General features: G+C 57.6%; 11 protein-coding genes. 3 read left to right on the top strand and 8 right to left on the bottom strand.

Annotated features, from left to right (window positions below; genetic code table 11):
* The first annotated feature begins 2 nt into the window (after nt 1–2).
* From HV107_RS09745 to HV107_RS09735, 3 genes are all read left to right on the top strand, one after another.
* On the top strand, nt 3–998 hold the full coding sequence (locus HV107_RS09745; protein ID WP_182063022.1) for a LacI family DNA-binding transcriptional regulator: 996 nt from the start codon (nt 3–5) through the stop codon (nt 996–998).
* Nucleotides 999–1,102: 104 nt separating this feature from the next.
* On the top strand, nt 1,103–3,226 hold the full coding sequence (locus HV107_RS09740; protein WP_182063021.1) for an alpha-galactosidase: 2,124 nt from the start codon (nt 1,103–1,105) through the stop codon (nt 3,224–3,226).
* Between the two features lie 44 nt (nt 3,227–3,270).
* Entirely contained in the window at nt 3,271–4,548 is a 1,278-nt protein-coding gene (locus HV107_RS09735) for an MFS transporter (protein ID WP_182063020.1), read from the top strand.
* On the opposite strand, the gene rhaM is transcribed toward HV107_RS09735, so the two are convergent.
* From rhaM to rhaB, 8 genes are all read right to left on the bottom strand, one after another.
* On the bottom strand, nt 4,536–4,850 hold the full coding sequence (gene rhaM, locus HV107_RS09730) for an L-rhamnose mutarotase (protein ID WP_182063019.1): 315 nt from the start codon (nt 4,848–4,850) through the stop codon (nt 4,536–4,538). The genes HV107_RS09735 and rhaM overlap by 13 nt on opposite strands.
* Entirely contained in the window at nt 4,847–5,995 is a 1,149-nt protein-coding gene (gene fucO, locus HV107_RS09725) for a lactaldehyde reductase (protein WP_182063018.1), read from the bottom strand. Before fucO ends, rhaM begins: the two co-directional genes overlap by 4 nt.
* Nucleotides 5,996–6,053: 58 nt before the next feature.
* Entirely contained in the window at nt 6,054–7,058 is a 1,005-nt protein-coding gene (locus tag HV107_RS09720; RefSeq protein WP_182063017.1) for an ABC transporter permease, read from the bottom strand.
* A complete protein-coding gene (locus HV107_RS09715) occupies nt 7,055–8,059 on the bottom strand; it encodes an ABC transporter permease (RefSeq protein WP_182063016.1) in 1,005 nt (334 codons plus the stop codon). Before HV107_RS09715 ends, HV107_RS09720 begins: the two co-directional genes overlap by 4 nt.
* Nucleotides 8,059–9,561, bottom strand: a complete 1,503-nt coding sequence (locus HV107_RS09710; protein WP_182063015.1) for a sugar ABC transporter ATP-binding protein — start codon at nt 9,559–9,561, stop codon at nt 8,059–8,061. The genes HV107_RS09715 and HV107_RS09710 overlap by 1 nt, the downstream gene beginning before the upstream one ends.
* A 48-nt stretch (nt 9,562–9,609) precedes the next feature.
* Complete coding sequence (gene rhaS, locus HV107_RS09705; protein WP_166718514.1) at nt 9,610–10,596, bottom strand: rhamnose ABC transporter substrate-binding protein; 987 nt, start codon at nt 10,594–10,596, stop codon at nt 9,610–9,612.
* A 152-nt stretch (nt 10,597–10,748) separates the two neighbouring features.
* Complete coding sequence (rhaA, locus tag HV107_RS09700) at nt 10,749–12,008, bottom strand: L-rhamnose isomerase (RefSeq protein WP_182063014.1); 1,260 nt, start codon at nt 12,006–12,008, stop codon at nt 10,749–10,751.
* Complete coding sequence (gene rhaB, locus HV107_RS09695) at nt 12,005–13,474, bottom strand: rhamnulokinase (RefSeq protein ID WP_182063013.1); 1,470 nt, start codon at nt 13,472–13,474, stop codon at nt 12,005–12,007. The genes rhaA and rhaB overlap by 4 nt, the downstream gene beginning before the upstream one ends.
* Between the last annotated feature and the right edge of the window lie 95 nt (nt 13,475–13,569).

Genomic DNA, 13,569 nt, shown 5'->3' with positions numbered 1-13,569 from the left:
TCATGTCGCTTAAAGCCATTGCCAAAGAACTGGGGTTGTCTGTTACCACCGTCAGCCGCGCCCTGAACGGATATGACGACGTCTCCAGTGAGACGCGCACCCGCGTTGAAGCGGAGGCCCAGCGACGGGGTTACCGGCCTAATACCTTCGCCCGGCGTCTGAAGATGGGTAAAATCGATGCCGTCGGTCTGGTGTTTCCGGTTCATCCTGTTCCGCTCAATAACAGCGTATTTATGGACATGGTCGGCGAAATTAGCCACGAACTTGCGCGACATGAAATCGATCTCCTGCTGATTGCCGATGACGATCTGGCCGACAAGCACAGCTACATGCGCATGGTGCAAAGCCGCCGCGTGGATGCGCTGATTGTGGCGCATACGCTGGATCATGACCCGCGTCTGGAGCAGCTCCAGGCCGCCGGATTTCCTTTCCTGGCGCTCGGGCGTAGCCAGTTGCCGCAACCGTACGCATGGTTCGATTTCGACAATTATGCTGGTACGTATCAGGCGACCCGCTGGCTTATCGACAAGGGCCATCAGCGGATTGCGTTTCTGGGTGAGAGCAACAGTCAGGCTTTCATTACGCAGCGTCGGCAGGGTTATCTGGACGCATTGCGGGAAGCTGGCCTTTCCAGCGAATGGCTGCGCGCCATGCCGCCATCGCGTCGCGTGGGGTATGCCACCACGAATGAACTCCTCTCTTTGCCACAACCGCCTACAGCCATCATTACCGACTGCAACACCCACGGCGACGGCGCGGCCATGGCACTGGCACAGCGTGGCCGCTTAACAGGCGAAAACGCGGTGTCGCTGGTGGTATACGACGGTTTGCCGCAGGACAGCATCGTGGAAATCGACGTGGCATCCGTTATCCAGTCAACGCGACAGGGCGTGGGAATACAGATTGCCGATATGGTGCGCCAGCTGATTAACGGCGACGATATCGCTCAGCTTCAGGTGCTCTGGCAGCCGGAATTCTCCCCAGGTCAGACGGCCTAAATACAGCAAATTTCCAAACCCGATCACAAATCCGAAACGTTTTGGTTCTCATCCGAAACGTTTCGGATCAACACTCAGGGCATCCCGATGACAGGAGATGTCTGATGCAAGATTTCATTTTACGACTCGAAAGTAAGACGGTAGACGTGGTGATAAAAACGCACCCGTTCGCCGAAATTCTCTACTGGGGGCCACATCTTAGCCACTTTTCACCACTGGATGCAGCTAGTCTGTCGCGCCCGGTGGCCAACGGCAGACTGGATGTTGACTCCCCGGTCACGCTGATGGCGGAGCTGGGCCACGGTTTGTTTGGGTCGCCCGGGATTGAGGGGCACCGGCAGGGGCTGGACGGCTCGCCGGTATTCAGGACATCTGATGTACGGCTGCAGGGGCACACCCTGACGGTGACGGCAGAAGATGCGCACGCTGGCCTGCGCCTGACCAGTGAGCTGGCGCTCGATGCCAGTGGCGTGCTGGTGGTACGTCATGGTTTAACTAACCTGCGCGCACTTCCCTGGCAGGTTGACCGCTTTGCCGTGACGCTGCCGGTTGCGGAACGCGCTCAGGAAGTGATGGCCTTTCATGGGCGCTGGATCCACGAATTTCAGCCGCACCGCGTGAAGCTTGAGCACAACAGCTTTGTGATAGAAAACCGCCGCGGAAAAACATCCCATGAGCACTTCCCGGCGCTGATCTCAGGCACCTCGTCTTTCAGCGAAATGCAGGGTGACGTCTGGGGCGTACATCTGGGCTGGAGCGGTAACCACCGCCTGCGCGCTGAAGCCAAAACGGATGGACGCCGTTATCTCCAGGCCGAAGCGCTCTATCTGCCAGGGGAAATGGCGATTAACGAAGGGGAAACGCTCTGGACGCCGCGCCTGTTTGCGAGCTACTCAGCGCAGGGGCTGAACGGCATGAGCCAGCAGTTCCACCGCTACCTGCGTAGCAACATTATCCGCTTCCCGGAAAACAAACCGCGCCCGGTGCACCTCAACACCTGGGAAGGGATCTATTTCCACCATGATCCTGAATACATTATGCGGATGGCCGACGAAGCGGCGGCGTTGGGTGTCGAGCGTTTTATTATCGACGATGGCTGGTTCAAAGGCCGCAACGATGATCGCCGCGCGCTGGGCGACTGGTATCTGGATGAGAAAAAATACCCGAACGGCCTGACGCCGGTCATCAATCATGTGAAACAACTCGGCATGGAGTTTGGCATCTGGGTTGAGCCGGAAATGATTAGCCCTGATTCTGACCTCTACCGTGCACATCCCGACTGGGTGCTGGCGTTGCCGGGCTACGAGCAGGCGACCGGACGTCATCAGCTGGTACTCAACCTGAATATCCCGGAAGCTTTCGACTATCTGGTCGAACGTATGAGCTGGCTTCTGGGCGAACATGCGGTCGACTACGTGAAATGGGATATGAACCGCGAGCTGGTGCAGCCCGGGCATAACGGTAAAGCCGCCGCCGATGCACAAACGCACCAGTTCTATCGTCTGTTAGATGTGCTGGGCGAGCGTTTCCCGCATATTGAATTTGAATCCTGTTCTTCCGGCGGCGGACGCATTGACTATGAGGTGTTGACCCGCAGTCACCGTTTCTGGGCTTCAGATAATAACGATGCGCTGGAGCGCAACACCATTCAGCGGGGCATGAGCTATTTCTTCCCGCCAGAGGTGATGGGCGCGCATATCGGTCATCATAAATGTCACGCCACCTTCCGCCAGCACAGCATAGCCTTCCGTGGCCTGACGGCGTTGTTTGGCCATATGGGGCTGGAGCTGGATCCACTCAGCGTGGACGCGCAGGAACGCGAAGGGTATCGCCATTACGCCGCGCTGCATAAGCAGTGGCGCGAGGTTATCCATCACGGTATCCAGTGGCGGGTAGATATGCCGGATAGCAGCACCCTGGCGCAGGGTATAGTGAGCGAAGACAAAACGCAGGGGCTGTTTATTGTCAGCCAGCTCGCGATGCCGGATTACACCCTGATGATGCCGCTGCGCATGCCGGGGCTGGAGGCCAGCGCGCAGTATCGCATCACCCTGCTCGATCACCCGAATATTCGTTTAACGGGTGAGGGCGGCCACACCATGCGCAAGTTACCGGCGTGGATGGAAACACCGCAAACGGTGAGCGGTGAGTGGTTGATGCAGGCGGGGATTGCGCTGCCGATCCTGGACCCGGAAACCGCCATTCTGATTGGCGTGGAACGCGTGTAAGGGTGATGGACCGGGTAACCGGCCCTCCGTTGAGGATAAAAATAATGAACACAACAACCTGTACCCACAAAGACAACCCTAATTTCTGGATCTTCGGGCTGTTTTTCTTTCTCTATTTCTTCATTATGGCCACCTGCTTTCCGTTCCTGCCGATCTGGCTGTCGGATATCATCGGGCTGAACAAAACCCATACCGGGATTGTGTTCTCCTGCATTTCGCTTTCGGCTATCGCCTTCCAGCCGGTGCTGGGGGTTATCTCAGATAAGCTGGGGCTGAAAAAACATCTGCTGTGGATTATCGCGGTGCTGCTGTTTTTATTCGCGCCGTTCTTCCTGTTCATCTTTGCGCCACTGCTTAAAGCCAATATCTGGCTGGGTGCGTTGAGCGGCGGGTTGTACATCGGATTTGTCTTCTCGGCGGGTTCAGGGGCGATTGAGGCTTACATTGAACGTGTGAGTCGCAACAGCTTCTTCGAGTACGGCAAGGCGCGCATGTTCGGCTGTCTCGGCTGGGGGCTGTGTGCCTCAACGGGGGGGATCCTGTTCGGCATCGATCCGTCGTATGTCTTCTGGATGGGGTCGGGGGCGGCGCTGCTGTTGATGCTGCTGCTGGTGGTCGCGAAGCCGAAGCCCAACCAGACGGCGCAGGTGATGAACGCCCTGGGCGCAAACCAGCCGCAGATCACCGCCAAAACCGTATTCAACCTGTTCCGTCAGCGCAGAATGTGGATGTTCATCCTGTATGTGATTGGCGTGGCCTGCGTGTATGACGTGTTCGACCAGCAGTTCGCTACCTTCTTCAAAACCTTCTTTGCCACACCGCAGGAAGGGACGCGCGCCTTTGGTTTTGCCACCACGGCAGGGGAAATATGTAATGCCATCATCATGTTCTGTTCGCCGTGGATCATTAACCGCATCGGGGCGAAAAACACGCTGCTGATTGCCGGGCTGATTATGGCGACGCGCATTATCGGTTCGTCATTTGCCACCACCGCCGTGGAGGTGATTGCCCTGAAGATGCTGCACGCGCTGGAAGTGCCGTTCCTGTTGGTGGGGGCATTCAAGTACATCACCGGGGTGTTTGATACTCGCCTGTCGGCCACTATCTACCTGATTGGCTTTCAGTTTGCGAAACAGTCGGCGGCCATTTTCCTCTCCGCCTTTGCCGGGAATATGTATGACCGGATCGGTTTCCAGGATACTTACCTGATGCTGGGCTGTTTTGTGCTGGCGATTACGGTGGTGTCGGCATTTACGCTGAGCAGCCGGCAGGAGATTGCCGCTGCCGCGGGCGCGGCAGCGTTACCCGATCAGGCCAGGTAAAATACCTCTTTCAGCCCGGCGCTGACCGGGCTGTTATCCGGGTTCGACGGCATGACGTCACCCATGAATTTCCACCAGCGCTGGCAAACGTCGGTATTCGCTACCGCGTTCCAGCGCTCTTCCGATTCAATCTCTACGGTTGCAAACAGCAGATTGCGTTCCCTGTCGAGATAAATGGCGTAGTGGTGCGCGCCGTGGCTTTTCAGCGTGGCTTCCAGCTCAGGCCAGATGGGGTTATGGCGACGCTGGTACTCTTCGTGCGCGTCCGGGTTTACCTGCATCACAAAGGCTTTGCGGATCATAATGCCTCCAGATACAGCTCGCGGACTTCATCGCGGCTGGCGGTGCGTGGGTTGCATGGCGCACAAGGGTCGGCGAGGGCTTTATCCAGCCAGCCTTCGATATCCGCTTTGGTCACGCCAAGCTGGCTGAAACCAGACGGGATGCCAACCCGGATGCTCAGGTCGCGGATTGCCTGGATGGCTGACTGGCTTGCCGCTTCATCGCTCATGCCGCGCGTGTCGACGCCCATCGCCTGCGCCACACGGGCGAAGCGCGCGACAGCGTGAGGGCGGTTAAAGTTTTCGATGATCGGCAGCAGGATGGCATTGCACACGCCGTGCGGCAGGTTGTGGGTTGCGCCCGGCTGGTGTGCAAGGGCATGTACCAGCCCCAGACCCGCACTGTTGAACGCCATACCCGCCAGATACTGACCAAACGCCATTTGCTCGCGCGCTTCCAGGTTATGGCCATCGTCGACCGCTTTTGGCAGCCACAGGTTGATCAGGCGAATGGCTTCCAGCGCATTGGCATCGGTCAGTGGGTGAGCGCCAACGGAGACATAGGCTTCAATGGCGTGGGTTAATGCATCCATACCGGTAGCGGCGGTGACGGACGCAGGAATATCGAGCATTACGCTGGCATCGTCCACGGCGATATCCGGGATGATGTTCGGGTCGATGATCACCTCTTTCACCTGGCGCGCGGAATCGATGATGACCGCGTTGCTGGTCATCTCTGCCGCCGTGCCTGCGGTGGTGTTAATCGCCACCAGCGGCACGCCCGCGTTTTTCACCTTGCCCACGCCAGAATAAGCGGTTGACGGGCCAGGGTTGGCGGTGAGGATCTTGATGGCTTTGGCGGTATCAATCGGGCTGCCACCGCCGAAGGCGATGACGTAATCACACTCCGCGCTCTGGTAAGCTGCAAAACCTTTCTGCACCAGGGCTTCCGTCGGGTTCGGGAATACCTCATCAAACAGATGGTATGACATCTGATGGGCGTCCAGCGCGGCGAACAGGCTGTCCAGCAGGCCGAGTTTCACCAGCTGACCATCGGTGACGACCAGTGCTTTACCCCACTGTTTGTTTGCCACCAGATTCACCATATCGCCGATTGCACCCGCGCCGTGCAGGCTGATTTTTGGAAGTGCCAACATAAAGCTCATGATAATTCTCCTTAATTACTGTGATTTTTATGCCCGGTGGCGCAGTGCCACCCGGCAATTAGATCCGTCTTCGCTGCATAATCCGGCGCGTAATAATGGGCAGTGAAATCACCACGATCAGCATCGCGCCGATAATCACCGACATCACAATGCCGGGCACGTTAAGCAAGCTCAGGCCAAAGGTCACCAGCCCCATCAGGAAGGCGGCGATAATCACGCCGACCATGCTGCCGGATCCGCCCAGAATATTGACCCCACCGAGCACCGCCATCGTCACCACTGCCAGCTCCCAGCCCATCGCGATCGTCGGGCGGGTACTGCCCAGACGCGAGGTCAGCAGCACCGAAGCCAGGCCGGACATCAGCCCCACCAGTGCAAACAGGATCAGGTTATGGCGTTTGACGTTAATGCCCGAATACCACGCGCCGGTTGGGTTATTCCCGATGGCGTAGGTGCGACGGCCAAAGTTGGTACGGTGCAGCACAAAGGCAAACACCGCCGCGAGCACGATGAACAGGGCAAACTCAAATGACAGCGCGCCAAAGACGTAGCCTTGCCCTAACCAGGCGAAGCTGTCCGGGTAGCTGTTCAGCGCCTGATCGCCGAGCAGGATGTAAGTGATACCGCGATACAGGCTCATGGTGCCGATGGTGATGACGATGGATGACAGGTTAAAGCGCGTCACCAGGATGCCGTTGAACAACCCGCACAGCAGCCCCACGCCTAATCCCACGCACACCAGCAGTGGCGTATCCAGGCCAGCTGCCGCGCAAAAGCCCATTACCGTGGAGCTGAGTGCAATGGTGGAGGCCACCGACAGATCAATTTCCCGGGCGATAATCAGCATCGCCATTGGCAGCACGATGATCGCTTTTTCGGTGAAGTTGAATGTCGCATCCGAGAGGTTCCAGATGTTGAGGAAATAGGGTGAGGCGAGGGCATTCACCACAAACACCGCCAGCGTGACTGCCAGCAGAAAACCTTCCCAGCACAGCAGGCGCTGGAAAATGCCCGCCGGAGCAGGCTCGTTTTTGAACTCTTCAGAGGTCATCATTTTGCTCATGATTTCACCGCCATTTTCTGACGTGCCAGCGCGGCGTCACGCAGGATCAGGCGGCCTTTACGTTTATTGCCGCGCTCGTTAAGCAGAACCGCAATCACGATAACCGTGCCGGAAATCGCCATTTGCCAGAACGGAGAGACGCCAATCACCGGCAGGGCGTTGTTGATGACCCCGAGGAAAAGCGCGCCAAACAGACAGCCGAGCACCCGCCCGGTACCGCCCATGGTACTGATCCCGCCGATGACGCACGCCGCCACTACCTGTAACTCAAAGCCGTTGGCAACATCGACATAAGCCACCGCAAAGCGTGAAATCCACAGATAGCCGCAGAATCCGGCTAACAGCCCCGACAGGCAGAAGCTGACAAACTGCATCTTTCCGGCGTTGATCCCGGTGTAGTAGGCCGCCGTGGCGTTACCGCCTGCGGTGTAGAGCGCACGGCCCGTACGGCTGTAACGCAGGAAATAGCCCACCAGCAGCACCGCGGCGATGGCGCACCAGCTCAGCACCGGCAGCCCCAGCACCGAGGCGCGCGGCAGACCGAGAAAATCCGCCCCCATCTGGTTAGAGTTGACCCAACCGCCGCCGGAGAGCAAAAAGATTATCCCGCGGTAAATGCTCATGGTGCCCAGCGTCACGACAATCGCCGGAATGCCCAGCTTCCACACCAGCAGGCCGTTAATGACGCCCATCAGCAGGCCAAGCGCGGTGGCGAGGATCAGCAGTGTCCAGACGGGAACATCCGGGTAATGGAAGTTAATCAGCGCGACAATCATCCCGGTCAACGCAAGGTTCGCCGCCATCGACAAATCAATGCCTTTGGTCAGCAGCACCATCATCTGCCCAAGTGCGAGGATTACCAGAATGGAGGTATCGTTAAATATCTCCACCAGGTTACCCGGCGCGATAAACGACGGCACGCGGCTGCCAATGGCAATCACCATCAGAATAATGACCGCCCCCAGCAGGGCTTCACGGTGTTTAAGGAGTTGGTTCAACATTATGCCGCCTCCTGTTTTGCACCGCTGGCGGCGCTAACGATGGTTTCCGCCGTGGCAGCGCCCGCCTGATATTCCGCCACCATCAGCCCTTCGTGCATGACGATTATCCTGTCCGCCATGCCCATCACTTCCGGCAGCTCTGACGACACCATAATCACCGCCAGGCCCTGCCCAACCAGTTCGGACATAAATTGATGAACCGCTGCTTTTGAGCCGATATCAATGCCTTTTGTTGGCTCATCGAGGATGATCACGTCAGGATGCGTGGCCAGCCATTTGCCGATCACTACTTTTTGTTGGTTACCGCCTGAGAGGGTTTCAACCGCCTGCTTCCAGCTAAAGGCTTTGACCTGCAAACGCTTTGCATACTCGTCTGCCAGCCGCCATTCACGGTCATCGTCCAGCACACCATTCGGGTTGAGCTTGCTGAGCTGCGGCAGGCTGATGTTCTGCGCAATAGGCAGTTCGATAATGGCGCCCTGTTTCTGACGCTCTTCCGGCACGCAGACGATACCGGCTTTGATGGCATCGGCAGGCTGGCGAAAGTGCTGTGCGTGGCCGTTCAGAACAATTTCCCCGGACGACGGCCGCGTGACGCCAGAAAGTGCCTGCATCAGTTCGGTACGCCCGGCGCCCACCAGCCCATAGAAGCCAAGAATTTCCCCTTTACGCAGGGAAAAAGTGATATTGGCGAATTCGGTCGGGTGGCACAGGTCTTTCACCTCCAGCACCGTTGCGCCTTTTTCGCAGTCGACTTTCGGGAAGGTCTGGGTAATGGCGCGCCCGACCATCATCGACACCATCCGCTCTTCGGTTATCTCGCTCATCGCCCCGGCACCCACAAAGATGCCGTCGCGCAAAATGGTGTAGTGGTCGGCAAGCTCAAAGATCTCGTCGAACTTGTGCGAAATAAACAGGATGGCTTTGCCTTCCTGCTTTAAGCGTTCAACGATTTGGTAAAACTCGAGGATTTCGTGTTGCGACAGGGCTGCCGTGGGTTCGTCGAGAATAACGACCTGCGCCTCAAACGACAGCGCACGGGCAATCGCCACCATATGACGCTGGGCGATGCTCAGGGTTTTCAGCGTGGCGCGTGGGTCGATTTGTACTTCCAGGCGGGTGAGGATGGCCTGCGCCCGGCGGTGCATCTCTGGCCAGTCGAGCTTTTTGAAAAAGCCTTTGTAGAGGTATTGCCCGACGAAAATATTTTCGGTGACCGACAGTTCATCGAACAGGACGGTTTCCTGATGAATGGCGGTGATCCCAACCTTGTGCGCCGATTCCGGCGTCGGGAGCTGAATAGGGATCGCCTTATAGAGGATCTCGCCCTCTTCAGGCTGGTAAATGCCGGTCATCACTTTGACCAGCGTCGACTTGCCCGCACCGTTTTCACCAATAAGGGCGGTGACTTTGCCGGGCCAGAGCTCAAGCTGGACGTTCTCAAGGGCACGCACCCCCGGGAAAACCTTGGTGATGCCGGAAAGCTGTAGCAATGGGGTCATGATAGTTCTCCATAGTATTCCCTCTCCCACCGGGAGAGGGGGAAAGGATCAAAAGATCTTCGAGAACTTATCAATATTGCTGGCATCGTAGACGAACGGCTCAGCCATCGCCCCGTTACCGTCGGCATCCAGCTTCACTTTGCCCAGTTTACCCATGCTGGCTTCGTCTTTCGTTGCCGTACCTTTCACCAGGTCATCTGCTAAATAGGTTGCGGCGTAGCCCAGATCGATGGGGTTCCAGATAGCAAAGCTCTTGCTGGCACCAGATTTCACCGCGCCCGCCATTTCAGACGGCAGCCCTAATCCCGTGACGTACACTTTGCCAATCTTGCCCTGGTCTTTGACCGCCTGGGCTGCGGCCACAATGCCGACAGACGATGGCGAAACGATCACTTTCAGGTCCGGGTAGGTTTTCAACAGACCGACCGCTTCGCGGTAGCTCTTGTCAGAGAGATCGTCACCGTACGCCACGGTCACCAGATTGACGGACGGGTACTGCGGCAGCACCTTTTTCATCTCCGCAATCCAGGTGTTCTGGTTGGTGGAGGTTGGCGTGGCGCTCAGCACGGCCACTTCGCCTTTATCCACGTTCAGCGCTTTTAGCGCATCGGCAGCGAGCTTGACGTTGGTTTCGCCAATCAGGGCGTTGTTGGACGGGTTCAGGTGGATTTGACGCCCGGCTTTTGCCACGCCGGAATCCCAGGAAACGACTTTGATCCCACGCTGCATCGCTTTCTTCAGCACCGGAACCAGAGCGTCAGGATCGTTCGCTGAAATCGCGATCGCATCAACGCCCTGGGCGATCAGCCCGTTCAGCACTTCGATCTGCGCTTCAGCGGTGGTTGTGGTTGGGCCGGTATAAATGACTTTTACATCACCTAACTCTTTGGCTGCCTCCTGTGCGCCAACGTTCGCTGCCTCGAAGAATCCATTTCCTAATGATTTCGCCACCAGGGCGATTTTGACTTCTGCTAAAGCGGAACCGGACAACGCCAGAGCGGCAACGGTGAGGATCAAGCTTGTCTTTATTTTCATTGCTTTTACTCCACTGACTTGAGTTAGTTGTAGGGATTGCAGGTGGTTTTCGTCCCGTCTGAATCAGCGGGACGCGATGTTTTTATTGGTACAGATCTAACGCCGACTGCACCGGGCGTGTACCTGATGCAGTCGGTTCTTGCCGGGATTACTTATCCACGTTTGCTCAGAATCTCTTTCTCATACGCCCGCACGTTGTCCAGCCACTGGCTGCCCGCCGGGGCATCGTTACGCTGGCAATACATTTCCCAGACCGCCTGCCATGGCAGGGATTTCTGCTCTTCCAGCAGGGCCAGACGGGCGGTGTAGTCGCCGTTAGCTTCCAACTGTTTGAGTGCATCGGTCGGTTCCAGCAGCGCCCGCAGCAGCGCTTTCTTCATGTTGCGGGTGCCGATAACCCATGCCGCGATGCGGTTGATGGAGGCATCGAAGAAGTCGAGGCCAATGTGCACGCGGTCGAACAGGTCGTGGCGAATGATTTCGCTGGCGATGGCCTGCGTTTCGTCATCCAGCAGCACGACGTGGTCGCTGTCCCAGCGTACCGGGCGGCTCACATGCAGCAGCAGGCGCGGCACGTAGAGCATGGCGGCGGAAATTTTGTCGGAGATCACCTCTGTTGGATGGAAGTGACCGGCGTCCAGGCACAGCGCGGTCTGGCGGCTGGTGGCGTAACCCATGTAGAACTCGTTAGAGCCCACGGTGTAACTTTCAGCGCCAATGCCGAACAGCTTGCTCTCTACGGCGTCGATGTGGTGCGCCGGGTTCAGTTTTTCGCTGATAGCCTCATCCAGTGCGGCCAGCAGGCGCTGACGCGGGGCCAGACGGTCAACGGTGATATCTTTCATGCCGTCCGGGATCCAGATGTTCATCACCGATGGCGTGCCAAGCTGTTCGCCGAACCAGGCCGAGACACGGCGGCAGGCCTTCACGTGGTCGATCCAGAACTGACGAATTTCATCATCCGCATGGGCGAGGGTAAAACCGTCGGCGCTCAGCGGGTGAGAGAAGCAGGACGGGTTAAAGTCCAGCCCCAGTTTGTTGGCTTTCGCCCACTCAACCCAGTTCTTAAAGTGTTCTGGTTTGATCTCGTTACGCGCAACTGGCTCGCTTGATTCGAGGTAAATCGCATGAAGGTTCAGGCGTTTTGGCCCCGGGATCAGGCTTAGTGCCAGTTCCAGATCGGCACGCAGTTCGGTCGCGTTACGCGCTTTGCCCGGATAGTTACCGGTCGCCTGAATGCCCCCCGTCAGGGAACCGCCCGGGTTTTCGAAACCGGCGACGTCATCGCCCTGCCAGCAGTGCATGGACACCGGCAGACGGTCGAGCTGGCTCAGCGCCTCTTCGACATCCACGCCAACGGCGGCGAAACGCTGTTTAGCCAGGTCCCAGGCTTGTTCAAGTTGAGTGGTCATGCGCAAAGCTCCTTAGTCAGTCGTTTTTGCTGAAACTGGGCCCGGTAGCGGGCAATTTCATTGCAGGGATTGGGTGTGAAGGTGGTCAGGCTGTAGTTCGCTGTCACCACCGAGCGGAAATCGTCAACGTTTGAAAGCTCATCCAGCGTCATCAGCTGAATGCCGATATTGCCGAGCGTGGAGGCTTCAACAGGGCCTGCCACCACGGTGATACCGCAGGCATCGGCGCAAAGCTGGTTCAGAAGCTGGTTCTGGCAGCCACCGCCCACGATGTGTAACTGGCTGAATGGCTTACCGCGAAGGGCTTCCAGCTCGCTCAGCACATCGGCATACAGCAGCGCCAGGCTGTCGAATATGCAGCGCGCCAGCTCAGCGGGGCTGGATGGCACGGAATGTCCGGCCTCAAAGCAGGCGGCCTGGATCTCCGCGCTCATGTGCGCCGGGTTAATAAAACGGTCATCGTTCGGGTTAATCAGGAAGCGACATGCAGCCAGTGCTCCGGTATCGGCGATGAGGCGCGGCAGGTCGGTAATGCTTTGCTCTTTCAGCACGCGCTGAAGCAGCCACAAACCCATGATGTTTTTCAGCACCCGATAACGGCCTTCCGCACCGCCTTCATTGGTGATGTTTGCCACCAGAGCGGCGGTGCTGGTGTACGGCGTTTTGCTCTCAAAGCCCATCAGCGACCAGGTGCCGGAAGAGAGGTAGGCTGCGTCTTTACTGGCGAGCGGCGAGGCAATCACCGCGCTGGCGGTATCGTGGCTCGCAACGGCCACCACCGGGATTTCATTGCCCTGCGGGCATATCCACTGACCGATCACATTACCGGGATGGGTTGGCGTGCCGAACCAGGAAGCGGATGCGCCCGTCCAGTTCAGCAGATGTTCGTCCCAGTTATCGGAATTGATGTTGACCAGCTGAGTCGTGGTGGCGTTGGTGTATTCCCAGTTCATGTTGCCGGTCAGGCGGTAGCTGAAGTAATCCGGGATCAACAAGGCATGGGCGACATTCGTCACCAGCTCCGGCTGTGTGTCGACCAGGGCGCGCAGCTGGTAGAGCGTATTGAAAGGGAGGAACTGAATGCCTGAGCGGCCATAGATATTCGCCATGCCGAGTTGTTCGATGGCCTGCATCATTACACCATCGGTACGACTGTCGCGATACGAAACAGGCAGGCCAACGCGCTCGCCGTTGTGACCAAGCAGCACATAATCCACGCCCCAGGTATCAATACCGATGCTATCGATACGGATCCCGTCATCGCAGACTTTCGTCAGCCCGATGCGGATTTCGGCCTCCAGGCCATCAATATCCCAGGTGTCAAAACCATCCTGCTTTTGCAGGCAGTTAACAAAGCGGTGCATTTCACGAAGCGAAAGTGTGCGCTGGGTACAGTCATACGTGGCCAGCATTACGCGGCCGCTGGATGCGCCTAAATCGACTGCCACACAATGGCGAAATGTCATGTTCGGGTCCCTCTTTAAGTCATTGGGGATGAGTGTAAGAAAGGGAAGAAAAAGTCACCTTCTCGTTACTGACAGGCGAAAACCGGGGCTGGCAA

It is taken from the genome of Enterobacter sp. RHBSTW-00175, from assembly GCF_013927005.1.
GTDB lineage: Bacteria > Pseudomonadota > Gammaproteobacteria > Enterobacterales > Enterobacteriaceae > Enterobacter.
Note: the sequence above shows the minus strand (reverse complement) of the source record. Positions and strands in the feature narration are given on the sequence as shown.